Source organism: Brevibacterium sediminis (genome assembly GCF_013623905.1).
Lineage (GTDB): Bacteria > Actinomycetota > Actinomycetes > Actinomycetales > Brevibacteriaceae > Brevibacterium > Brevibacterium sediminis.
This window is the reverse complement of record NZ_JABKDD010000002.1, coordinates 181,802-204,147: the sequence shown is the minus strand read 5'-3', so window position 1 is coordinate 204,147 and position 22,346 is coordinate 181,802. Positions and strand designations below refer to the sequence as shown.

General features: G+C 64.6%; 19 protein-coding genes. 16 read left to right on the top strand and 3 right to left on the bottom strand.

Going from position 1 to position 22,346, the window contains the following annotated elements:
- The first annotated feature begins 25 nt into the window (after positions 1 to 25).
- The 7 genes from HK108_RS05395 to HK108_RS05365 all read left to right on the top strand — a co-directional run bounded on the left by HK108_RS05395 (position 26) and on the right by HK108_RS05365 (position 6,819).
- A complete protein-coding gene (locus HK108_RS05395) occupies positions 26 to 826 on the top strand; it encodes a serine hydrolase (protein WP_139468102.1) in 801 nt (266 codons plus the stop codon).
- 165 nt (positions 827 to 991) lie between these two features.
- Positions 992 to 1,300, top strand: coding sequence for a DUF3870 domain-containing protein (locus HK108_RS05390; RefSeq protein WP_181270776.1), 309 nt, complete (start codon positions 992 to 994; stop codon positions 1,298 to 1,300).
- 220 nt (positions 1,301 to 1,520) lie between these two features.
- Entirely contained in the window at positions 1,521 to 2,678 is a 1,158-nt protein-coding gene (locus tag HK108_RS05385; protein ID WP_181270854.1) for a DUF819 family protein, read from the top strand.
- 112 nt (positions 2,679 to 2,790) lie between these two features.
- Positions 2,791 to 4,017 (top strand): dipeptidase, encoded by a 1,227-nt coding sequence (locus HK108_RS05380; RefSeq protein WP_229663976.1) that lies wholly within the window; start codon positions 2,791 to 2,793, stop codon positions 4,015 to 4,017.
- On the top strand, positions 4,014 to 4,715 hold the full coding sequence (locus HK108_RS05375) for a type 1 glutamine amidotransferase (RefSeq protein WP_139468105.1): 702 nt from the start codon (positions 4,014 to 4,016) through the stop codon (positions 4,713 to 4,715). The genes HK108_RS05380 and HK108_RS05375 overlap by 4 nt, the downstream gene beginning before the upstream one ends.
- 105 nt (positions 4,716 to 4,820) lie before the next feature.
- Complete coding sequence (locus tag HK108_RS05370) at positions 4,821 to 6,254, top strand: APC family permease (RefSeq protein ID WP_229663977.1); 1,434 nt, start codon at positions 4,821 to 4,823, stop codon at positions 6,252 to 6,254.
- Positions 6,255 to 6,423: 169 nt separating this feature from the next.
- Positions 6,424 to 6,819: a universal stress protein gene (locus HK108_RS05365; protein WP_101543775.1), complete on the top strand. Its 396-nt coding sequence runs from the start codon at positions 6,424 to 6,426 to the stop codon at positions 6,817 to 6,819.
- A 66-nt stretch (positions 6,820 to 6,885) separates the two neighbouring features.
- Here HK108_RS05365 and HK108_RS05360 read toward each other — a convergent pair whose 3' ends face one another.
- The gene (locus HK108_RS05360; RefSeq protein ID WP_139468106.1) at positions 6,886 to 7,914 is read right to left on the bottom strand and encodes an NAD(P)/FAD-dependent oxidoreductase; all 1,029 of its coding nucleotides are present in this window, start codon (positions 7,912 to 7,914) and stop codon (positions 6,886 to 6,888) included.
- A gap of 109 nt (positions 7,915 to 8,023) precedes the next feature.
- On the opposite strand from HK108_RS05360, the gene HK108_RS05355 reads away from it, so the two are divergent.
- The 4 genes from HK108_RS05355 to HK108_RS05340 all read left to right on the top strand — a co-directional run bounded on the left by HK108_RS05355 (position 8,024) and on the right by HK108_RS05340 (position 14,234).
- Complete coding sequence (locus HK108_RS05355) at positions 8,024 to 8,683, top strand: helix-turn-helix domain-containing protein (protein WP_229663978.1); 660 nt, start codon at positions 8,024 to 8,026, stop codon at positions 8,681 to 8,683.
- 465 nt (positions 8,684 to 9,148) lie between these two features.
- A complete protein-coding gene (locus HK108_RS05350; protein ID WP_181270775.1) occupies positions 9,149 to 11,548 on the top strand; it encodes a DUF222 domain-containing protein in 2,400 nt (799 codons plus the stop codon).
- Positions 11,549 to 11,711: 163 nt separating this feature from the next.
- The gene (locus HK108_RS05345) at positions 11,712 to 12,827 is read left to right on the top strand and encodes an LLM class flavin-dependent oxidoreductase (RefSeq protein WP_139468108.1); all 1,116 of its coding nucleotides are present in this window, start codon (positions 11,712 to 11,714) and stop codon (positions 12,825 to 12,827) included.
- Positions 12,828 to 13,145: 318 nt separating this feature from the next.
- Positions 13,146 to 14,234 carry a C40 family peptidase gene (locus HK108_RS05340; protein WP_139468109.1) on the top strand — a complete coding sequence of 363 codons (1,089 nt, stop codon included), beginning with the start codon at positions 13,146 to 13,148 and terminating at the stop codon, positions 14,232 to 14,234.
- Between the two features lie 363 nt (positions 14,235 to 14,597).
- Here HK108_RS05340 and pepN read toward each other — a convergent pair whose 3' ends face one another.
- Positions 14,598 to 17,723: an aminopeptidase N gene (pepN, locus tag HK108_RS05335; protein WP_181270774.1), complete on the bottom strand. Its 3,126-nt coding sequence runs from the start codon at positions 17,721 to 17,723 to the stop codon at positions 14,598 to 14,600.
- A gap of 85 nt (positions 17,724 to 17,808) precedes the next feature.
- Between pepN and HK108_RS05330 the strand changes: the two genes are divergently transcribed.
- Positions 17,809 to 18,957 carry an FUSC family protein gene (locus HK108_RS05330; protein ID WP_139468111.1) on the top strand — a complete coding sequence of 383 codons (1,149 nt, stop codon included), beginning with the start codon at positions 17,809 to 17,811 and terminating at the stop codon, positions 18,955 to 18,957.
- A 12-nt stretch (positions 18,958 to 18,969) separates the two neighbouring features.
- Here HK108_RS05330 and HK108_RS05325 read toward each other — a convergent pair whose 3' ends face one another.
- The gene (locus HK108_RS05325; protein WP_181270773.1) at positions 18,970 to 19,623 is read right to left on the bottom strand and encodes a helix-turn-helix domain-containing protein; all 654 of its coding nucleotides are present in this window, start codon (positions 19,621 to 19,623) and stop codon (positions 18,970 to 18,972) included.
- A 66-nt stretch (positions 19,624 to 19,689) separates the two neighbouring features.
- Between HK108_RS05325 and HK108_RS05320 the strand changes: the two genes are divergently transcribed.
- The 4 genes from HK108_RS05320 (at position 19,690) to HK108_RS05305 (ending at position 22,249) form a co-directional block, all read left to right on the top strand.
- Positions 19,690 to 20,466, top strand: a complete 777-nt coding sequence (locus HK108_RS05320) for an AzlC family ABC transporter permease (protein ID WP_181270772.1) — start codon at positions 19,690 to 19,692, stop codon at positions 20,464 to 20,466.
- Complete coding sequence (locus HK108_RS05315; protein WP_181270771.1) at positions 20,463 to 20,945, top strand: AzlD domain-containing protein; 483 nt, start codon at positions 20,463 to 20,465, stop codon at positions 20,943 to 20,945. Before HK108_RS05320 ends, HK108_RS05315 begins: the two co-directional genes overlap by 4 nt.
- Positions 20,946 to 21,054: 109 nt before the next feature.
- Positions 21,055 to 21,366 (top strand): DUF2516 family protein, encoded by a 312-nt coding sequence (locus HK108_RS05310; RefSeq protein WP_092010787.1) that lies wholly within the window; start codon positions 21,055 to 21,057, stop codon positions 21,364 to 21,366.
- Positions 21,367 to 21,439: 73 nt separating this feature from the next.
- Entirely contained in the window at positions 21,440 to 22,249 is an 810-nt protein-coding gene (locus HK108_RS05305; protein ID WP_181270770.1) for an alpha/beta fold hydrolase, read from the top strand.
- Positions 22,250 to 22,346 lie beyond the last annotated feature (97 nt).

Here is a 22,346-nt window from a genome sequence, read left to right as displayed (position 1 = left end):
AAACGAGACTGACAGGAGCACGCTGATGAGCGAACTGAAATTCGATGGACTGCCCGGAGTGCGATTCAGCGCTCTGGCCTTCGACGTCGACAGTGGGGAACGGGTGTTCGCCCACAATGAGAACGACGAACTCGACACCGCCAGCATGGGCAAGGTCTTCCTCCTCCACACTGCCTTGCAGATGTACAAGGACGGCACGCTTGACCTGGAGGAACGCCTGCATCGGCGGCCTTCGGAGAGGGTCGACGAATCGGGGATCTGGTACCTCATGGAGCAGGACGATCTGAGCATCTTCGACGTCGCTCTGCTCATCGGGGCTTTCAGCGACAACTTCGCCACGAACGTGCTCATCCGCAGGGTCGGGCTGGAGAATGTTGCGGATCAGGTGGAGAAGCTCGGGTACAGGAACTCGGGTCTGCACGACTTTCTGCGCTGGCCGCGCCCGGCCAAAGCGCCGCGGACACTGTCGACGGGCACGGCCGCGGAGCTCAGTGATTTCATGGCCAGGCACGCCAAGGACGAATTCTGGGACGAGTCGACGAACGAGGTCTTCCGGCGCTGGTTGGGAGCCGGCGCGGACACCTCGATGGTCGCCTCGGCGTTCGATCTGGACCCGCTCGCTCACTACAACTACCAGCGGGACGTGTGGGTGTGGAACAAGACCGGCACGAACGGGACGATCCGGGCCGATGCCGGGATCGTGATGACGCCTACGCGTCGCGTCGCCTATGCGGTGTTCGCGAACTGGGAACCGGGCACCGACCGCGTCGTCGACGTCATGCCGATCATGCGGCAGGCCGGCAACGCGATCCACCGGTTCCTCTGAGCGTCCACTGCGTTCGACTGCCGTCGATGGGAACTCGCCTTTCGCCTGACGAATGTCCCCGGCGGCAGTCGTCGCCTGCCGGGCGACTCGCGGCCGCTCTGGGAGCGCCCCGGCTGCTTTCGGACCGGTCTTGGCGCCGAGAGCCGTGGGGTAGTCTGGTGGGCGATGTCCGATACGATCTACCTCACAGGCGAAGCGAAGGCTCCGTCGAACAACCCGATCACCAACCAGTTCGGTCTGTTCTACGTGGCATTCGAGATCCAGCCGGACCCCCACCGAATTCTCGATGTGGACTGCACGGCGACGTTGGCTCTGACCCGGAACTTCATTCGGAGCCTGTTCGTCGATGCCGACATCACGGACCCTGGTCGACTGATAGAGCGCATCCAGCGCCGCTACCACGGATCCTCGCAGAAGGCGCTGATCACAGCAGTGAACAACGCCGCGAAGAAGTACCGCGAGGTCACCGCTTAGGCAGCGCCTTCGACCACCCCGATTGCCCGGGCCCTCACCGGACCGGATCCGATCGACAACTGCACATTGCTCCATCCCGGAGGCATCCTCGGTGCCGCCCGTGGCTCTGCCACTGGCCCAACCGGTGCTGCTGCCATCCGCGCCGTGCGGCGCAGCCAGCTGCGGCACCGTCGGCTCTGCCTCTGCCGGGATGGACGTATTCAATGAGGAAGTGTCGTTAGTGATCACGGACGGTTTTCTATTAATCAGCCTGCTTCTGGCGATCTCCGCAGCGCTCGTCGTCGCGGACCGGAGCGGGCGCTTCAAGCTCCTCAAATATGTGCCCGGCTTCGTCATCCTCTACATCGTGGCGGCGCTGCTCAACACGTTCGGCGTCTTCGACCACGACGGTGGAGACATCACCGTGGTCGGCGACACCCTGCGCGAGGTGATGCTGCCCGCGATGATCCTGCTCATGCTGTTCAAGTGCGATATCCGGCAGATCATCAAGCTCGGGCCCAAACTGCTGCTCACCTTTGCGGTGACCGCGGCGAGCATCATCATCGGCTTCATCATCAGCTACCTCATCCTGCACTCCAGCCTCGACCCGGAAGCGTGGAAGGCCCTCGGCGCTCTCAACGCCTCGTGGACGGGTGGTTCGGCGAACATGGTCGCGGTGCAGGAGGTCCTCCAGGCACCCGAGAACGTGTTCGGCTACGTCCTCATCGTCGACACAGTGCTCTACTCCTTCTGGCTGCTGCTCATCTTCTCCTCCGTCACAGTCTCCGACAAGTTCGACAAGTGGACGAAGGCCGATATGTCGAAGCTCGATTTCACCGACAGAGTCTCGGCCGAGGAGGAGAAGCCGATGACGCTGTCGTCGATCTTCGGACTCATCGGATTCGCACTGTTGGCCTCGGCCTTGGCGATCCGCCTCGGCGAACTGCTGCCCGAGGTCGGAGCGGTCATCGACGGCACCGCGTGGACGATCCTCATCGTCAGCGTCCTCGGGCTCGCCATCGGTTCGACTCGGTTCGGCAAGACCGCCGGATCCAATGAGCTCGCGACGATCCTGCTCTACCTCATCATCGGCATCATAGCCTCGGGCTCGGACTTCACCTCCCTGGCCGAAGCGCCGCTCTACCTGGTGGCGGGCATCATCGTCCTCCTCGTCCACATCGCCATCATGCTCATCTACGCCAAGCTCACCCGCACCGAGCTCTTCAGCATCGCCGTGGCCAGCACCGCGAACATCGGCGGAATCGCCTCGGCGCCGGTCGTTGCGGGAGCCTTCAACCGACAGCTCGTCCCCGTCGGTGTGCTGTTCGCGCTCATGGGAACGTTCCTCGGCACGTTCCTCGGCCTGTGGTCGGCCCAGATCCTGTCCGGGCTGGCATGATGAACGAACCGACCCCACCTCGCCGAGGCGGCCGACCTCCCCATCGCGGGAGTACCGTTCCGTGCGTGCACCCCTGCACCGACCCAATCCGCCCGACCGGAAGGACCCGACCATGACCGCACCCAACACAGCCTCCGCAGCCGGACCCGACACCGAATCCGCACCAGACGCAGCATCCGCACCCGCCGTCGACGTCTTCGACGGACACAACGACCTCGCCTGGTACCTGCGCGAGGAACGCGACTACAGCGTGGAGGGGCTCAACGACCCGGCCGTCTCGCCGTTCACCACGATGGATCAGCTGGCGGCCGGACACGTGGCCGCGCAGTACTGGTCCGTCTACGTTCATTCCTCGATCACCGGCGCCGACGCGATCAAGGCCACATGGGAGCAGATCGACGCGGTCCAGCGTGTCGTCACCGCCTACCCCGAACGACTTGCCTTCGCCCGTACCGCCGCCGACGTCCGTGCGGCTCGCGCAGCCGGCAAGGTCGCTTCCCTCATGGGCGTCGAAGGCGGTCAGCAGATCGACGAATCCCTCGCCGTGCTGCGGTCGTACGCCCGCGCCGGGGCCCGCTATATGACTCTGACGTGGTCGACCACTCATTCCTGGGCCGACTCGGCCACGGACGAACCGGTCCACGGCGGCTTGAGCGTCTTCGGACGTGAGGTCGTGGCGGAGATGAACCGGATCGGCATGATCCTCGACCTCTCCCACGTCGCGCCCACCGTCATGCACCAGTCGCTGGACCAGAGCACCCTGCCGGTCCTCTTCACCCACTCCTGCGCGTACGGTCTCAACCCGCACCCGCGCAACATCCCGGACGACGTCTTGGACCGCGTGCCCGACAACGGGGGAGTGGCGATGATGACGTTCGTGCCCTCGTTCGTCTCGAACGCCCGCCGCGAATGGGTCGACGCCGGAGAACAGGGAACCGCCCCCGAGGTGACCGTGGCCCAGGTCGCCGACCACTGCGATTACGTTCGCGAACGGATCGGCATCGACCACATCGGACTGGGCGGCGACATCTGCGGAGTCGATGAGCTGCCGACCGGACTCGGTGATGCCGGCCAGTATCCGAACCTGTTCGCCGAGCTCGCCTCGCGCGGCTGGTCGCAGACCGACCTGCGCAAGATCGGCTTCGACAATGCGATGCGCGTCCTCGACGCGCACGAGGATGCGTACACGGCGTTCCTCGGCTCGGCGGTCGACGCACCGTCCGCGGCCAACGCCGGTTCCGCGGCCAACGGCACGGCCGCCTCGGCGACGGTGAACGGCGGCGGCAACGTCGGGTCCGCAGGCAATGGTTCGGCCGCCTCGGCGGGGGCGGAATCATGACGCGGCTGCTCGTCATCGTCAATGACATCGAGTCCCAGCCGGGGCTGCTGACACGGTGGATGATCAGCGAGAACGTCGAGTTCGATCTGCGCATCGGCGGGGTCTCACCCCTGCCCGGGCCCTCGGAGCTCGATGGCTATGACGGGCTCATCATGCTCGGCGGCGGGTACATGCCCGATGAGACGGACCGGGCCCCGTGGTTGGCCGATGAGGCCGAACTCGTCCGCCATGCCCTGGCCACGGATCTGCCGCAGTTCGGGATCTGCCTCGGCGGGCAGCTCATCGCCCACGTCATCGGGGGCGATGTGCAGGCTCGGACCGGGGCGCCGGAGAAGGGATACACGCGGATCGACACCACCGCCGAGGCGGCCGCGGACCCGGTGTTCTCCGCGATCCGGCCACGGACCTCGTTCGTCGAAAGCCATGTCGACCGCATCGTCGCCCTCCCCGAGGAGGCGACCCTGCTCGCCAGGAGCGAGGCCTGCGAATTCCAGGCGTTCCGGGTCGGCAGGGCGTGGGGGACGCAGTTCCACCCGGAGTCGACGCGGGCGAACATCGAGCGCTGGGATGCGGAGAAACTGCAGACTTTGGGGTTCGATAAAGATACCCTGTTGGAAGAAGCGATGGAGCTCGGGCCGGAGAGCGAACGTGATTCGAAGGCCCTGTTCTCCGCGTTTCTCACGGTGGTTCGGAACTGAAGCTTGTGTGTCACGCTCGTGACTGAGGCATACTAGGCGAGGCTCTGACCACAGTCAGGGTTGCCAGGTATGCGGCACAGCCGCCGCATTGGACACGGAGGAATCGTGAGCGACAAAGAACCCACGACGACAATCGACCCCGGTGACGGACACCAGCCCGAGACCCTCAAGCGGGTCATGGGGCCGAAGCTGCTGCTTCTGTTCATCGTCGGTGACATCCTCGGAACCGGCGTCTATGCTCTGACGGGCAAGGTGGCTGGGCAGGTCGGCGGTGCCGGTTGGGCACCGGTGATCCTCGCCTTCCTCATCGCGCTGATCACCGCCTTCTCCTATATGGAACTCGTGACGAAGTATCCGCAGGCTGCGGGTGCAGCGCTCTATACGCACAAGGCGTTCGGAATCCACTTCGTGACGTTCCTCGTCGCCTTCGCCGTCCTCAGCTCCGGAATCACCTCGGCATCGACGGCGTCGAATGTCTTCGCGGCGAACCTCGTGGCTGGCTTCGGTTGGGACGTCTCCGGCACAGGGGTGATGTGGATTGCGCTGGCGTTCCTCACTCTCATCGCGCTCATCAACCTCCGCGGAGTCGGCGAGAGCGTATGGTTCAACGTCGTCCTCACCCTCATCGAGCTGAGCGGTCTGCTGCTGGTCATCGTCGTCGGCTTCTTCGCACTCGGTTCGGGTGACGCCGACTTCTCACGCGTGATGATCTTCGAGACCGAGGGCGACAAGAGCGTCTTCCTCGCGGTCACCGGTGCCACTGCGCTCGCCTTCTTCTCCATGGTCGGCTTCGAGGATTCGGTCAACATGGTCGAGGAGACGAAGGATCCACGGATCTTCCCGAAGATCATGCTCTCTGGTCTGACGATCACCGGCATCATCTACGTCCTCGTCTCCCTGGTCACCGTCGCAGCAGTGCCCATCGGCGTGCTCACCGAGAGCGAGACGCCGCTGCTCGAGGTCGTCCGGGAGGGTGCTCCGGGCCTGCCGATCGATACGATCTTCCCATTCATGACGATGTTCGCCGTTGCGAACTCGGCCCTGATCAACATGCTCATGGCCAGCCGTCTGCTCTACGGAATGGCCAAGCAGAACGTGCTCCCGCCCGTGTTCGCGAAGGTCTTGGCCGGACGCCGCTCGCCGTGGGTGTCGATCATCTTCACGACGCTGATCGCCTTCGCGCTCATCTTCTTCGTGTCCACGATCCTGCCCGAGACGGTGACCGCGTCCCTGGGCGGCACCACCTCGCTGCTGCTGTTGGCAGTGTTCGCCGTCGTCAACGTCGCCGTGCTCATCCTGCGCAAGGACAAGTCCGGCAATGCCGAACACTTCAAGGCACCGACGATTCTGCCGTGGATCGGCGTCATCACCTGCGTGTTCCTCGTCGGTCCGTGGGCCCGTCTCGATGAGCTCATCCAGTATCAGATCGCGGCGGCGCTCGTCGGCATCGGTGTCGTCCTGTGGGCCGTGACCTGGTTCTGGAACCGTTCGACGAAGGGCACGAGCACCCGATTCCGCAATCCCGAAGAGCTGTCGTGAGCTCATCCCCTCGCCGAGGCGGTGCTGCACTTCTCCGGGACGATGTCGTCCATTCCCGGTACGGAGTCGCCGCTCGCCGACCCATGTCTGCATCGCTCGATATGCTGGGACGGTGGGTTCCCGACCTGCGCGCTCGGATCTGTACAGCTCAATCCAACGAAGGTGAAAAATGACAGTACTCGTCGGTTACGTCAACAATCCCGCCGGACACGCTGCTCTCGATGCCGGCATCGCGCAGGCGAAGAAGGACGGCAAGGAGCTCGTCGTCGTCAATGCGTCACGGTCGGCGCAGCGCAGCGACTCCTACCGCCTCGGCGAAGGGGAGCTCAAATCGGTCAACAACTACCTGACCAGGGCGGACGTCGAATTCCGCGTACTGACCTTGGGCAGCGAGTACGACCCGGCCGAACAGATCCTCGACACCGCCAACGAGGTGGGAGCCGAACTGATCGTGCTCGGAACCCGGAAGCGCACCCCGGTCGGGAAGTTTCTGCTCGGGTCGACGATTCAGAAGGTCATCCTCGACGCCGAAGCCCCGGTGCTGTGCGTCAAAGCCGCGCACTGAGGGCTTGACCGCAGCGCACACGCAACCCGGCTCGCTGGGCTGACATGTGTCCGCTGCGTGCACGTCTCAGCGGAGCCGCTCCATGATGAGATCGGCGTTGACATGAGCGCCGGCCATCACCCCGCTGGCTGTGCTGGCCACGACCATCGCCGACACGTCTGCGCTGTTGCCGACCGCCCAGACGCCGGGCACATCGGTCTGTCCGGCCATCTGCGTCGGAATATAGGTGCCCATCCCGCTCGGGTGAGCGACGACCTCGCCTCCGAGCTGGGCGAACAGGTCGGCATTTGCTCGACCATACGCACCGACGGTGAGCGCGTCGAAGGTAAGCGATTCCGCTCCGTCCGCGGATTCGGCGGCCGCCAGTGAAACGACGGTGTCGGACTCGGTGCGGGCCACCTCGGTGACGGTGGAATCGATGAACTCGATGCCGAGCGTATCGAGCATTGCCGTCTGTTCGGAATCAGGGGCGGGAGCGTTGTGCCGGATGAAGCTGACGTGGTCGCTGAGCTGGGAGAACAGCATCGCCTGGTGGTATGACATGGCCGTTGTGCCGATGACCCCGATGCGCTGCCCGCGCACCTCGAAGCCGTGGCAGTAGGGGCAGTGCAGGACGGTGTCGCCCCAGCCTTCCGCGAGACCCGGGATGTCCGGAAGTTCGTCGCTCAAACCGGTGGCGATGATGATGCGTCGGACCCTGACATCGACCCCCGCCGAGGTGGTCAGTTCGAATCGATACCGCGGAGCCGCCTCGGCGGGGTGGGGTTCCGAATCGATCGTGCGTGCTTGCTGCACGGTCGCATCGATGAAGGCAACGCCGTACTCTTTGGCCTCGGCGCGGCCTTTCGCCACGAGATCCTGGGGCCTGATGCCTTCGTGGCCGAGGACGTTGTGCGCGTGTGCGCTTGAGGAATTGCGCAGCTGGCCTGCGTCGATGACGACGACGGATCGCAGAGACCTGGCCAGGGCGATCGATGCGGCGAGGCCGCCTGCCCCACCGCCGATGACGGCGACATCGAAGGAATCCTGCGCGGATTCGGCCGACGAGTCGGGCGCAGTTGGCTGGGAGTTTACGGGTGCAGTTTGGGTGGTCATGATTCTCCTGTGTGCTGATGGATGGTCGGCGTCTATTCGAGTGTGTTCCTAGCCCGTATAAAAGTGCAAACGTGTTTGCAGAAACAGCAAATTGTGTCATGCTGAGGGCATGGAAGAGCCAAGAGAGTCAGGGGAGCGCGCCGCTCATGCGACGGGTCGGATGTCGGAGATCCTCTCCGATGGGTCCGCCCCGGTTGAGGCGCAGGAGGCTATCCGGCAGTCTTTGGCGGGTGTCGGCGCTCGCCTGCGAGGGCTGCGGCAGGAGCAGGGGCGCACCCTCGACGAGGTGGCTGAGCTTGCCGGAATGTCGACGAGCACACTGTCGCGCCTGGAATCCGGGAAGCGCAAGCCGAGTTTGGAGCTGCTGCTGCCGCTGGCTGGGGTCTATGGGCTCCCGCTCGATGAGCTTGTGGGGACTCCGCCGATCGGCGATCCGCGCATTCATATCTCCCCGCGGAAGTTCCACGATCAGACGATCCTGCCGCTCAGCCGCGGAGCGATCGGAGTACAGGCCTTCAAGCACATCGTCGACGGTCGGCAGACACCGAAGCTCGGTGCGCTGAAGACTCACCCCGGATTCGAATGGGTGTATGTGATCCGCGGTCGCCTGACCCTCATCCTCGGCGACCGGACGATGGTTCTCAGTGCTGGAGAGGCCGCAGAGTTCGATACGCGCACTCCGCACTGGTTCGGGGGAGCCGATGACGGCGGGGTCGAGTATCTCAGCCTGTTCGGACCCGAAGGACAGCGCGTTCATATGAAGAGCTGAGTGGAGCTGTGGGCCGGCGCAGGCGCTCGTTGATACGACGGGGCGTCGGTTGCGCGCGCTTGATTGTGGCGGGAAGTGAGTTCCGCAAGCGTGACCGTGGCGGGACGTGAGTTCTGCCCGGGTGGCTGTGGCGGGGTCCTGGTCCTGCGTGGCTGCGGCGGGGTGCTGCCTGCGTGGCTGTGGCGGGGCCCTGGCCCCGCGTCCTCGCGTCAGTGGCGAGGAGTAGTCTCGGCCCACTTCGTCGACACCGTAGGTGAGAGCCCCTTCTTCTGGTCGCCGCCAGCGATCATTGTCAAACATCGCACTCCGAGTGAGATCTCCCATTGACCAGTGCAAATAGTACAAAATAGCAAGACAGGGAAAATATCTCAAATAAATCGTACAGAACTATAGACTCTGTTCTATTCCTGGATTAGAATGGAGCCAAGCCGAAGACATCAACGATGATGAACGGATACGAAGAAGATGGCTCTCATCCCCGACCGAAGGTACGACGAGCACGATGATTGCGAAGCGGGAAAGGCTTCGCAGGCACCACCCCTTCAAGGTTCACCGCCCAGTGACCTCCCTCCAACTGCGGCCGGCTCTTCTGCCCGGTCTGCCGACAGTGACTCCTCCAGGTCGACTTACCGGGAGCTGCTCGCTGAGGCCGGATTCGATCTGACCGGTCATCCTCTCGCCGACAGATTCGACGGGATCGCCGACAACCTGGCCGACGGCGAGGCGGTCGCCGACCAAGCTGGTGACGGACAGGATGACGCCGTCGAGGACGGCAGCGATGCAGTCGTCGACGGCGGCGCAGCTGCGTCAGGCGGCGGTCAAGCAACCGCTATCGAGGCTGACGCAGCTGTGCCTGCTCTTCCGAACGGCGATATCCACGCCGGGCAGGGGCCCTGGTCGAGCAGGACGACGATGCCGGAGACCGAGGCAGAGGTCCAGGCCTGCATCAAAGAGATCGAAGCACGCCAAAGCGCGTGGATGAAGGCAAAGCGCGAAGAACGTGAGACACAGCGAGCTGCGGAGCGTGAGGAGTTCCTGAAGAAGAACCCGCAGGCTCGCGCAGAGGACGAAGAACTCGCGCGTGAAAGAGCGGAGTGGAACGCCCACGTTGAGCGGTACGAGGCGAAGAAGCGGGCGCAGAAAGAAGCCGAACGTATCGCTGAGGTAGAACGCGCGGAGCGACACAAGGCACTCGCCGAACGCTATGACTCAGAAGCTGACACGCATCCCCTGCTCGACGAGTTTCGCTGGTCAGACTTGAAGCACGCAGCCCCGGAAGTCACAGAAAGCATCTGCGCTCTGCAGGGCCTGCTCGACGGGCTCCACGACTTCACTCGCCCCATGGGGCCCGATGACGCGGTGACTCTTCTCGATGGTCTTGAGACCTTGAACCGTCTGACGGAGTCCCTGTCGGTCGTGACCCTCTCCGTGTTCGAACGTGTCGGCACGCCCCGCGACTACGGGGCGAAGACGACGAAGGCGCTGGTCCAACATCGGCTCAACCTGTCTGCACAAGAGGCCTATCGCCGCACTCAGCTCGCTGAGTGCCTGGGAAAGCGGACCAGCATGAGCGGGGAATCGATCGAGGCGCAGTTTCCGATTCTCGCAGCTGCCCTTCGTGAAGGAGTGCTCTCGGCAAACCAGGCGTCGACGATCTCCAAATGTTTGAAGAACCTGCCTGTGAACGTATCGGAGGACGACAAGATCAAGGCTGAAAGCCTGCTCGTCGAAAAGGCTCAGGCGGTTCGCGTCTGCGATATCCATGCACTCTTCGAAGAGATCCTGGGCTGGATCGATCCCGACGGCCAAGAACCGAAAGAAGCGGCAGACCGGGACAGCTTCGCTGTCAACCTGCGCCAGGCGAAGGACGGAACGTGGACCCTCAAAGGTCGCCACGACGAGGAGACCGGTGGGATCCTCAACGGCCTGCTGACTTCGCGCATCAAAACCGATTCTCAGTCGGACGAGGACAGGTGCGCGAATGCGGCGGGAATCGATGCCGCTCCCGCGGATGGCGAACGCCCAATCGACGGAGCGAGCGCCACCGATGATACCCGTTCTGCCGACGACGCCCGCCCCGCAGTCGAAAGCGGCAGTGCCAGTGTGAGCGACCTCGACCAGGAAGTCGTCGACGTCTATACGGAGGTCCTGCGCGGCGACCGCTCGGACTGTCTCGACCCCTCGCTCGACTTCACCCCGCCACAGGTCGGCGCGAATGGTGAGATCCCGCAGGGAGCCGGGGTGAGGCAGGACGGCTCACTGGTGACGATGGCCGCTGAGCAGCCGAGTGTCCGGCGTCGCATCTACGAGCGTTTCTCCAGCGTCATCGGCAACATCGAAATGAACCGCATCAAGGCCGGAGCGGCCTACGCACTGGTCGTCACAGCCAAGGCGGAAGATCTGGCGAACCAGACCGGCAAGGCCGTCACGGGAGTCGAAACGCCGTTCCCGATCGATTCCGCTGCTCTGGAAGGACTGAACGGATCGGTCTTCTTCCACCTCATGGGCGAAAGAGCGAAATCGTTGGCACTCGCGACAGCACGACGGTTGGCCACAGAGAAACAGCTGGCAATTCTCGCCAGCCGTGACCAGGGATGCACGTTCCCCGGATGCGACACTCCTCCCGGCTGGTGCGAAGCGCACCATATCGTCCCATGGGCGCAGAACGGCAAGACTGACGTCAACAATCTCACTTTGGCCTGTTCAGCGCATCACCACCTGCTTGATTACACCGATTGGGACTGCAGAATGCTCATCGACGGTCGGCCCGCGTGGGTGCCACCGGCGACCATCGATCCAGCACAAGAACCGGTGCTCCACGCACGGTTCATCGCGCGGGAAATCGGAGAGACTCTCTTCGGCTGACAAGCACTTAGGTTCAGCTGACAAGCACTTGGGTTCGGCTGGCAAAACCCCGGCAATGTGACAGTTATTCGCGGGACACGTGGCCGAGACCAATGGTGCGGTTCATCGGCGGCGTGGTCCGCGGGGAACGGAATGTTCTTCTCACATGCACTGTTGCCTCGTTATGAAGCTTTCGATCCTTGACCTCGTTCCTGTCCGTACAGGACAGACGACAGCAGACTCCTTCGCCGCCTCAAAGCAGATCATCGACACGGCTGACAAGCTCGGATTCACCCGCTATTGGGTCGCCGAGCACCACAACATGCCCTCGATCGCATCGACGATGCCAGGGCCCGAACTCATGCACCTCGGCCAGGGAACACAGCAGATCCGCCTCGGTTCCGGTGGAGTCATGCTTCCCAATCACGCCCCGCTGGCGGTCGCCGAGCTGTTCGCTCTGCTCTCCGCTGTCTACGGCGACCGCATCGATCTGGGAATCGGTCGCGCACCGGGGACGGACCCGATCACTTCGGCGGCAATGCGCGGCCACCTCGGTGAAGGACGGATGGTCGACCGTGAAGGACGAGCAATCGATCCCGTCGAACAGTTCCCCCAGCACGTGATCGACACTCTCAGCCTCATGCGGCCCGAGGGGATGCGAGTTCCGCTTCACGGTGGACGCGAACATGTGCTCAAGGCGACGCCCGCGGCAGCTCCGGGAACGCAGCCGCTGCCGTGGCTGCTCGGTTCATCCGGTTACTCGGCCAGGCTGGCAGCTGAACTCGGCATGCCCTATGTCTTCGCCAACCACTTCGCATCGGGTGCCACCACCGGAATGAAGATCTACCGCGACAATTTCACGCCTGGCGCTTACGGAGACAAGCCGCAGACCTTTGTCACGGCCAACGTCGTCGCAGCACCCACCGAGGAAGAAGCGCGGCTGCGCTCGGAGCCATTCATGCTGCAGATGGCCAGAATGCGCACCGGCGGACCGATGGAGAAGCTGCACCTGGCCGGCGACGACGTGCGATCGGTGATGACCGACCAAGAGCGTATGGTCGGCGAAGAGCTCTCCGGCAACTGGATCATCGGCGACACGAAATCCGTGTCCGCGCAGCTCGAGGAACTCGCCGAGCGCTTCGAGGTCGACGAGATCATGATTCAGCCGATTGCGGGTGCCGTGGAAGGCGAAGACGTACGCGAAGACCCAGGACGGACTCAGACGATCGACCTGCTTGCCACGGAATTCCTCGGCTCCACCGGAGCTTCCGGCGTCGCTGATGCAGGCACCGATATGTGACACCTGGCTGAGGTCTGTCCCCGGTTCCGATCGGGGCCGATATCGGCCATCGGCACCGGGCCGAAGTCTCAGCTCAGCATCGATTCGGGCAAGTGGACTTCAATCCACGACCAGTCCGCGTTATCCTGTCACAGTGTCATGAAAGCTGACAGTCGTGTGACAGCCAGTAGAATCGACACCGTGCAGAACCTCGTCTACGGCGAGGCCGCTCCTTGCGGAGAGGTCGAAACGGAGGCGAATGCTGTACGCCGAATGCGCTCGCGCACCTTCGGAGACTTCCCCCACGCGGGCCCCGGCCTGCAGACCGAAAGAGAAATAATGCGTACCAAAATTGCTGTTTCGGCAGCACTTGGGGTCGGACTGGTTTTCGGCGCCGGTGCTCCCGCACTGTCGAGCAATCTGTCGTCGACTGACGCCGCAAAAACGTCCGGCATCTCCGCTGATGTCGTGCCCGGCCAAGAACTCGAACGAATCACCGACGGCAAGATCGAAAAGGGCGAGACCGCCTACGTCGATGTCACGGTCGCGACACTGTGGACCGACCCGAAGGCCCCTCGCAAGGTCGACAAGCCCGCGCTCCAGCACCCCGTCGACCTCAAGAAGTGGAACAAGAACCTCGAATCCACCGATGTGCGCCGGGGCCTGACTGGAAAAACCGAGACACAGGCAACCTACGGTTCGGAAGTCTCCGTCCTCGAAACCAAGGGCAGCTGGGCCAAGGTCGCCGTGACCGACCAGAAGACCCCGAAGAACAAGAAGGGCTACCCGGGTTGGCTGCCCAAGAAGCAGCTGGTCGAAAACGACCGCTTCGGAAAGCTCGCCGAAGACCAGCCCCGCGCAGTGGTCACGAAGCCCAAGAGCGAACTCGAAGGCATCGAATTCACCAAGGACACTGGTGCCGACGTCAGCTTCAACGTCGACCTGCCGCTCATCGCCCAGGACGTCGATGATGTCCGCGTCGCTCTCCCCGGAGGTGGAGCCGCCTGGATCGACATCGATGACGTGGATGTCTACGACGTCGGCGACAAACCCGAGAAGCCCAGCGGCAAAGACCTCGTGAAGACCGCGAAGCAGTTCGAGGGCCTGCGCTACCTGTGGGCCGGAGTCTCCGCCTACGGATTCGACTGCTCCGGATTCACCTACTCCATCTACAAAGCCCACGGCATCGATCTGCCTCGCGACTCGGGAGAACAGGCGAAGGCGGGCAAGGCTGTCTCCTCGTCGAACCTCAAGCCCGGAGACCTGCTGTTCTTCTCGACCAGCTCGGGAACAGTCCATCACGTCGGAATGTACGTCGGCGACGGCAAGATGATCCACTCGCCGAACGCGTCGAAAGACGTCTACATCACCGACTGGAAGAAGTGGGACACCGGAAACGAATTCTCCGGAGCCCGCCGCATCCTCTGATCTGGATCGAGTCAGATGGTCCCGGTTCCAACCAGGACCTGACCAGTTCAGTCGAGTGACCAGCCGACACACTGATGGCCGGTGCCCTGAGGAGGGCACCGGCCATCAATGATTTCAGTAGGGCCTAGCTGGGAACATCGCCAAGGTTGCTGAGCACGGCTCTAGCTGGGGAGCATCGCCAGGTCTGCTGAGCATGGCGATTGCTGAGAGACCTGGCCAGGGGAGGGGAGGGGCCTGGCCTGGGGAGAGGTGCCCGCCGAGGCGGCTATCGAGCAGAGTCGACCGGAATGACCGGCGACCCGATTTCATCGAAACTCGCCCACCGAGGCGACCGCCGTATGGTTTCTCCGAGGCGACCGCCGGTCAGTGCCGCGAGCTCTGAGTCGATTTCAGGAAGATGGCACGGGCCAGATCATCCCGACGTTCGATGACCAGCCGGCGCAGAGCCGCAGGTGCATCGTCGTTGGCGGCCAACCATGCGTCGGTCTTCTCGACCACAGCCTCCTCGTCGACGGACCACCGGGGATAGAGGCCGAGCACCAGGCGGCGAGCGATCTCAATCGAATTGTCCGTCCAGAACCCGAGCAGACCATCGAAGTACTCATCGACATACTCCTCGACGAGCGGCATCGCGCTCGGCGCGATGAACCCGGCGATGATCGCCGACAGAACATCATTGCTCAGCGCTCCCGCCTCGCGGATCGCCTCCCAGGCACGAATCTTGACGATCGGCAGAGGCAGTGCGGCACTGGCCGTCTCGGCGTGAAGTCGACCCGAAGAGCTGGGATCCGAATGATTCTCCCGCGCGATATCCGTCTGATCCGCCCACCCGAGGCAGACGAGCGCCGTCAGCGCATTCCATCGCAGCGCATGATCATTGATGAGACCCCGGAACGGCAGCGTCGCAGTCGAATGCTCGGCGCCGCGACCCGTGCGGGCACCACCGGAAGCTTCGGCCGACTGGCTCATCGAACCGGCCTGCCCAGCCGAACCAGCCCGATCAGCCGAACCGGCCTGCCCGGGAGCTCCGGCATACATCCGGTCGATCTCCTCACCGACCGGCACCGTCAGGATCTGGCTGGCGAACCCACGCCCCATAGCCACCGCGGAACTGCCGGCGGCGCAGCGGGCCGTCCGCGACGTCAGCGCCAATACGAGGTTGGCCAGATGCAGCTGCGCATCCGACCCTGCTTTCGCCGCCGCCAACGCATCCAACGCCGCTCCCAGAAGCCCCATGATCGCGGCATCGAAATTCCGGTCCGCCACCCACTGATCGATGCAGGTCAGAGCGGTCTGGCTGAGCCCCGCCATGATCCCGGCATGACTCTCCTTGCCCAGGCTGCGGGCATAGGCGGTGAGGTACTTCTGCACCGGCATGAGCCCATCGCGCACCGCATTGTCCAAGGCCGACCACACCAGGGCCCGTGACAGCGGATCCGTGATCCGCGACGCCGAGGTGACCGCCGCCTCCGTCGACTCCGGATCGAGGCGCACCCGCGCATAGTCCAGGTCGTTGTAATTGAGCAGAGTGATCACGCCGGCGCTGCGACCGATCAGCTGCTCGACGTCGGCCGACTCGGTCGAGAACTCGAAACGGAAGGAATCGAGGGGAACGATCGCCCGCCCCGACCGCCCGAGCGTGGCGATCTCGATCGTGTGCGGCCGCAGCAGGGCTGTGCCCTCGGCCGAATCGGACTGAGTGATCGTGGCACCCGTGACCTTCTCCGAACCGGACCGTCGCCGAGGCGGTTCTGTCCTGCCGCTCGACCCGGGCCCTGCCTCGTGAGCGTCCCCGGCAGCCCCGTCGAAATCGTCGCCGACCGCATCCGGGCTGCGCAGCCTTGCGCCCGAGCTCGAAGCCACGAGCTTCCCGCGTCCCGCGCTCTGCGCGGCGGCATCGGTACCGGCAGAACCTCCTTCGGCCCCGGTCCCGGCCCCACCCTGGGAGAACACGGCCGACCCGACCGCGGATCCGGCCGAGTACCCAGCTGACCCGTCCGCGGACCCTGCCGACCCATCCGGGGACCCAGACGAACCGTCTGCCGTCGTGAGCTGCAGGGACAGCTCCGAGACTCCGGACGTCCCCAGCCACGCGGCCGCCCAGTTCGCGATGTCCCGGTCGGGAGCCGCCTCGGCGAGGCATTCGAGGAAATCAGCCAACTCGGTATTGCCGTATTCGAACCGTCTGAAATACAGCCGCGAACCGGCGAAGAAAGCCTCCCGGCCGACGAACGCGACGAGCTGCTTGAGCACGGATGCGCCCTTGGCATAGGTGATGCCATCGAAGTTGAGCTTCGCGGCCTCGACATCGGGGATGTCGGCGACGATAGGGTGCGTCGTCGGATACAGGTCCTGCGTGTACGCCCACGCCTTGCGGCGCAACGCGAAGGTCACCCACCCATCGGTGAACCGCGTCGCCTCGGCAAGCGCGAGCCCGCCCATGAAATCGGCGAAGGATTCCTTGAGCCACAGGTCATCCCACCACTTCATCGTGACGAGATCGCCGAACCACATATGCGCCATCTCGTGCAGGATGACATTGGCACGGGACTCGTAGTTCGCGTCCGTGACCTTGTCCCGGAAGATCAGATTGTCCGTGAACGTCACCAGACCGGGGTTCTCCATCGCGCCGAGGTTGTACTCGGGAACGAAGATCTGATCGTACTTTCCCCATGGATAGGGGTAGTCGAATTCGGAGGTGAAGAAGTCGAGGCCCGCCTTCGTAACGCCGAAGATGTCCTCCGCGTCGAGGTGGTCGACGAGGCTCGCGCGCGTCCAGGCGCCCAGTTGCACGGTCTGCCCGGTGCGCGGATCCGTCCACTCGTCCGTCGCCCCCTCGTAGGGGCCCGCGGTGATGCAGGTGATGTAGCTCGACTGCTTGAGCGTCGGTTCGAAGTAATGGGTGACCGCGGCCGCCGAGGCAGATCCGTTCGCAGGCTCGAATCCCGCCGAGGCGGCCCCCGCCGCACCATCGGCCGGTTCCGTCCGCGCCTCGGCCCGGTTCGACAGAACCTGGAAATGTGCGGGAGCGGTGACCGTGAAGATGAACTCGGCCTTGAGGTCGGGCTGGTCGAAATTCGCAAAGACGCGACGGGCGTCGGTGGGTTCGTACTGTGTATAGAGGTAGGTTTTGCCGTCGGCCGGATCAGTGAACCGGTGCAGACCCTCGCCCGAGGTGGAATAGCGGGCCTGCGCCTCGATCGTCAGGGAATTGCGGCCGGCGCGGACGGGGAACGTGACTCGGGCGCCGTCGAAGACCTCGGCGGGGGAGAGACTCTCACCATTGATCAGAACTGAGGTCACGGAGTCGGCGATGAGGTCGATGAATGTCGAATCGACGAAGCGGGCGGAGAAGTCGACGACAGTGCGAGACAGGTACGTGTCGGCATCGGTTTCGGCGTTGCTGACGTCGATATGGACTGAGTAGGAATCGACCTCGAGCAGCTGTGTTCGGCTCTGCGCTTCGCTTCGGGTGAGATTCGTTGTCATTCAATAGCCTCCTCGGCGGACAGACTTTAGCATGCCACATTTCCGGTATTCTGAGTACAGCACCGGCGAACGGCAGAGGGGACTGATGGCGGACAATCGGGTCAGCGAACTGCCTCGGCGGGGGTTCAACGTCGTCGCCCACCGCCTGCGCTTAGGGCTCAAGCGTGTGTGGGTGAACTCCGGTCAGCTGATCCAGATCCCCATCGCCGCGACCGCCGCCTACGCTTTCTGCGTCTATGTGCTCGGCCACCCGTATCCGTTCCTTGCCGCGGTCGCCTCCGCCGTCGGCATCGGCCCCGTCGTCGACCGTCGCCTGCGCCGCGCCCTCGAGATCGGCATCGGAGCGACGTTCGGGGTGCTCGTGGGCGAGATACTCGTCAACTTCTACGGCTCCGGCATCTGGCAGCTCGCCCTGACTCTGATCATCGGCCTGACGATCGGCACGATACTGAACTCCGGCGGCATCTTCATCACCCAGATCGCCGTCCAATCCGTCTACGTCGTCGTAGTCCCTGCCAGCGCCACCACCATGCCGTTCCCGCGCACCCTCGACGCTCTCACCGGATCCGTCTGCGCCATCCTCCTGGCACTGCTGATCCCGCGCGACGCTCGAAAGGCTCCGCGTCGCCTGGCCGCGGACATGCTCGAGGAGGTCGACGCAGTCCTCAGGATGATGAAACGAGCCCTGCGCGAAGCCGATGTGACGATGGCAGGACGAGCCCTCGAGCGTGCTCGCGAAACCCAGGACATCATCGACTCCTGGGGTTCATCCCTGCGGATCTCCCGTGAAGCCGCGAAGATCAACGCACGTGCCCGCCGGCATGCGGCCGAAGTCACCCGCCTGTCACGTGCCCACACCTTCTCCGACCGCGCGATGCGGACCATGCGAGTCATCGCCCGCCGCGTCGTCGGCATCACCGAGCTCGGCGTCGCCAAACCCGTCATCGCCGACTACGTCGGATCCTTGGCCGACGGTGCGAAGAAGCTCGAGATCGCTCTGCGCCGCGGCACCGACCGTTCCCTCGCCGAGGCGGCCCTGTCCGAAGCGGCGGGGGCTCTGGATCCGCGAGCGAAGCCCGATTGGGACATCCACGACGAGTCGATGGTCCTGCTCCTGCGGACTGTCGCCGTCGACCTGCTGCAGGCCGCGGGACTCACTCGTGAGGAGGCCCAGTCCCGGCTTCCACCGCTGGCAGTGAACGCCGATGAGGAAGACGGGCCGGCCGTCGAATAGCCGTCGAGGCGGTCAGCTGCTTTCGACGACGAAGACGGCGTTCGTGCCCGGTTCCAGAGCCGTGAAGCGATGAGGCTGATCGCCCGGATGGGTGAGGTAGTCGCCGACACCCAAGTCGTAGGACTTCCCGAGCACCTCGATGCGTGCGGCCCCGCGGCCGAGGATGACATGCTCGATCGTGCCCTGCGGGTGCGGCTGAGACTCCCTGGGTTCACCCGGTTCGGCCTGGATGAAGTAGACGTCGCGTCGGGCATTCGTCGGCGACGGCGAGAGCAGGGTGGCCACATAGTTCGCGGTGGTCGAGGGCAGGCTGGGCATATCGCCGACGTGTTGGAAGGCGACCTCGTGCGGGGGCGGGTCGAGCAGGCGCGCAAGGGGGATGTCGAGCGCAGCGGCCAGAGCCCACATCGTCTCCAGGCTCGGATTTCCGCTTCCCGTCTCAAGCCCGGACATCGTCGACTTGCCGATGCCGGCGCGCCTGGCGACCTCGGAGAGGGAGAGCCCGGCGCGCAGTCGTTCGCGCTTCAGCGCCGCCGCGATCTGCTGACTCGGTGAGAGCGACGGGCCGGGCGCTGTGGCGTCGGAATCGGTGGCGCTGGGAGCGGACTCGGGGTCGGAGCTGCCCTGAGCGTCATTCAGCGAATCGTCGTTGCTTCGAGAAGTCATGGGTTCACTATAGCGGTTAGGCCGTTCGGGTTGACGAACGATGGTCGAGGGTGCACTGTATAGAACATGGGTTCATTATTTCGCACGGCTGATCGGGTGCTCCCCGGCTCGACCTATCGTGCGGTCGCCATCGTCACCGTCACGATCATCGCAGTCGCGCTGTCGTACGGGGCGATCTCCGCGGTCTCCGGATTCGCCTGGTGGCAGACTCTGCTGCTGTCGATGTTCGCTCTCGGCGGCGCCGCCGAATTCACCTTCGTCGGCGTCATCGCCGCCGGCGGTGCCCCGATCCTCGCGGTGCTGGCGGGTCTCCTCGTCAATTCCCGGAACTTCGCCTTCGGCGTCGCAGTCGGCCCTTTCTTCCCACAGGACTGGCGAGCTCTCATCGCCTCCCACTGGATCAACGACGAATCCACCGCGATCTCGCGCCTCGGGCACAACGACCGGGCGAAATGGCATGCGTTCCTGCTCATGGGCGCCGCAATCGCCATCATGTGGCCCGGCGGTGCCATGGTCGGGCAGTGGCTGGGCAATGTCATCAACGCGGACCTGCTCGGACTCGATGCGGCCTTCCCGATCATCCTCTTCTGCCTCATCCGCGGGGACCTGAAGAACCGAGTCACACTCTCGCTGACCGTCATCGGCATCCTCATCGCCGTGGGCCTGACCCCGCTGCTGCCGCTCGGGCTGGGAGCAGTGACCTCGCTGTCCGTCTTCGTCTTCGTCGCCGCCGGCTGGGGTGTGCGCTGGTTCATCCGTCGCCGCCGCGCAGGCGACAACAGCGCAGACCCGCACGATGCCGCCCACTCGCAGCACTCAACCCGAGAGGCGAGCCGCCGATGAGCGCCGTCAGCTTCCTCATCGCCCTTGCCGGGCTGAGCCTCGGAACCTATCTCATGCGCTTCGCCGGTGTGAAGGTGGGAGCGGCCATCGCCACGAAGGGGCGCCGGCGGACCCCGGCGACCGCCTCGGCAGGGCCTGACTCCTCTGTGGGGGCCGACGCCTCCGCAGGCGTGGGCGGACAGGGCACAACCGCCCCTGCAGGGGTCGCGGGGCAGGGCACAGCCGCCTCGGCGGGGGCCGGTGATTCGGCCGACTCGACCGAGCGTGTGACGATGTGGATGGACCGGGCCACGGTCGTGCTCATCGGCGCCGTCTTCGCCACCACGGCGGTCTTCGACGGCACTGACATCGCCGATCCGGCCCGCCTCATCGGCGTCGGTGCCGGCGTTCTCGCCTCGATTCTGCGCGTGCCGATGCTGCTCGCCGTCGTCATCGGCATGGGCGTGTGCGCGCTCATCCGCACCACCGGGATCCTCTGAGCAGGGACGGCAGGCACCCACTGTGAAAGCCGTGGGATGCGGGTGGGCAATTGCCGAGGATCTCCCGCCCGGAACTGCCCCGAAAGCCCGAGATTGCTAGGCTGGGACCATGGAATACATCGCGGGCTTTCAGCGTCTCGTCTTTCTTGCCCTGACGGTGGCCGCATTCGTCGTCCAGCTCTGGGCGTTCATCGACTGCCTCCGCTTCAAGGACGAGAACTACCGTGCCGTGGACAAACAGAGCAAGAAGTTCTGGGTCATCCTCCTCGGCGTCGGACTCGCGCTCGCCCTCATCGCACTGCCTCCGATGGGCATGAGCATGATCTTCCTCAACATCATCGCCCTCGTCGCCGGCATCGTCTACCTCACCGATGTGCGCCCGAAGGTCCGCGCCGTCGACCCGCGATACCGCAACCGCTGACCGACTTGACGCCGTAACTGCATTCGCGGACCCGATCGGCAAGCGCCCAGCACACGCTGACTAGACTCACCCTATGAGCACCGACCTCAACCTGCCGGGCCCCGAATCCGGCTTCATCGCCACGTTCGGAAGCGGCGAGCCGCACACCCTCTTCGGCCACGGATTCGCCGGCGCGATCCGCGACACCCGCCCCTTCGGCACCGGCATCACCGGCACCCGCCACTTCCTCCACCTGCCCGGCCACGGCGGTCGCCCCTCACCCGGCCCCGGCTGGACCTACCCGCAGATCGCCGAGGTGCTCGCCGACGCCGTGAGCACCACCTCGGCGAGCCGAGCGCTGGGCGTCTCGATGTCCGCCGGAGGACTCCTCCACCTGCTGAGCATCGCCCACCCCGTGACCCGCGGCCTCGACAAGATCGCCCTCGTCCTCCCCGCCTCCTTCACCGGGTTCCCCGCCGAGGTGGCCGCCGCCAACGGCTCCCACCTGGAGAGACTGCGCCGCCTCGTCGCCGATGAGAACATCGACGGCATCGTCGACCTCATGCTCTCCCGCGAACCCGCCGAGGTGGCCCAAATGCTTCCCGCGCGAGCCTGGACGAAGGCGAAGGCCGAGAACCTCGTCCACACGGACATGTCCGACGGACTCGGACTCGCCCTCGAAATCGCTGTCGCGGACACCGATGAGGCAGCCCGGAACCTGCGCTCCTTCCCGGGCGATGTCCTCGTGCTCACCCACGAAGACGACCCAGCACATCCGGTCCCCGTCGCCGAAGGCATCCACCGTGCGATTCCGAACTCCCGCCTCGAGGTGCTCCCTGCCGGATCGATCCTGTGGCGCGGCCGTCATGACGTACGGCGCATCCTCGGCGAGTTCTTCGGTTAGGCACCGGCTTCCATTAGGCGCCGGCTTCGGTTAGTCACGTTCTTCGGTGAGGTTCTGGATTCGGTTCAGCGCTGGCTTCGGCTGGTCACCCGACCGA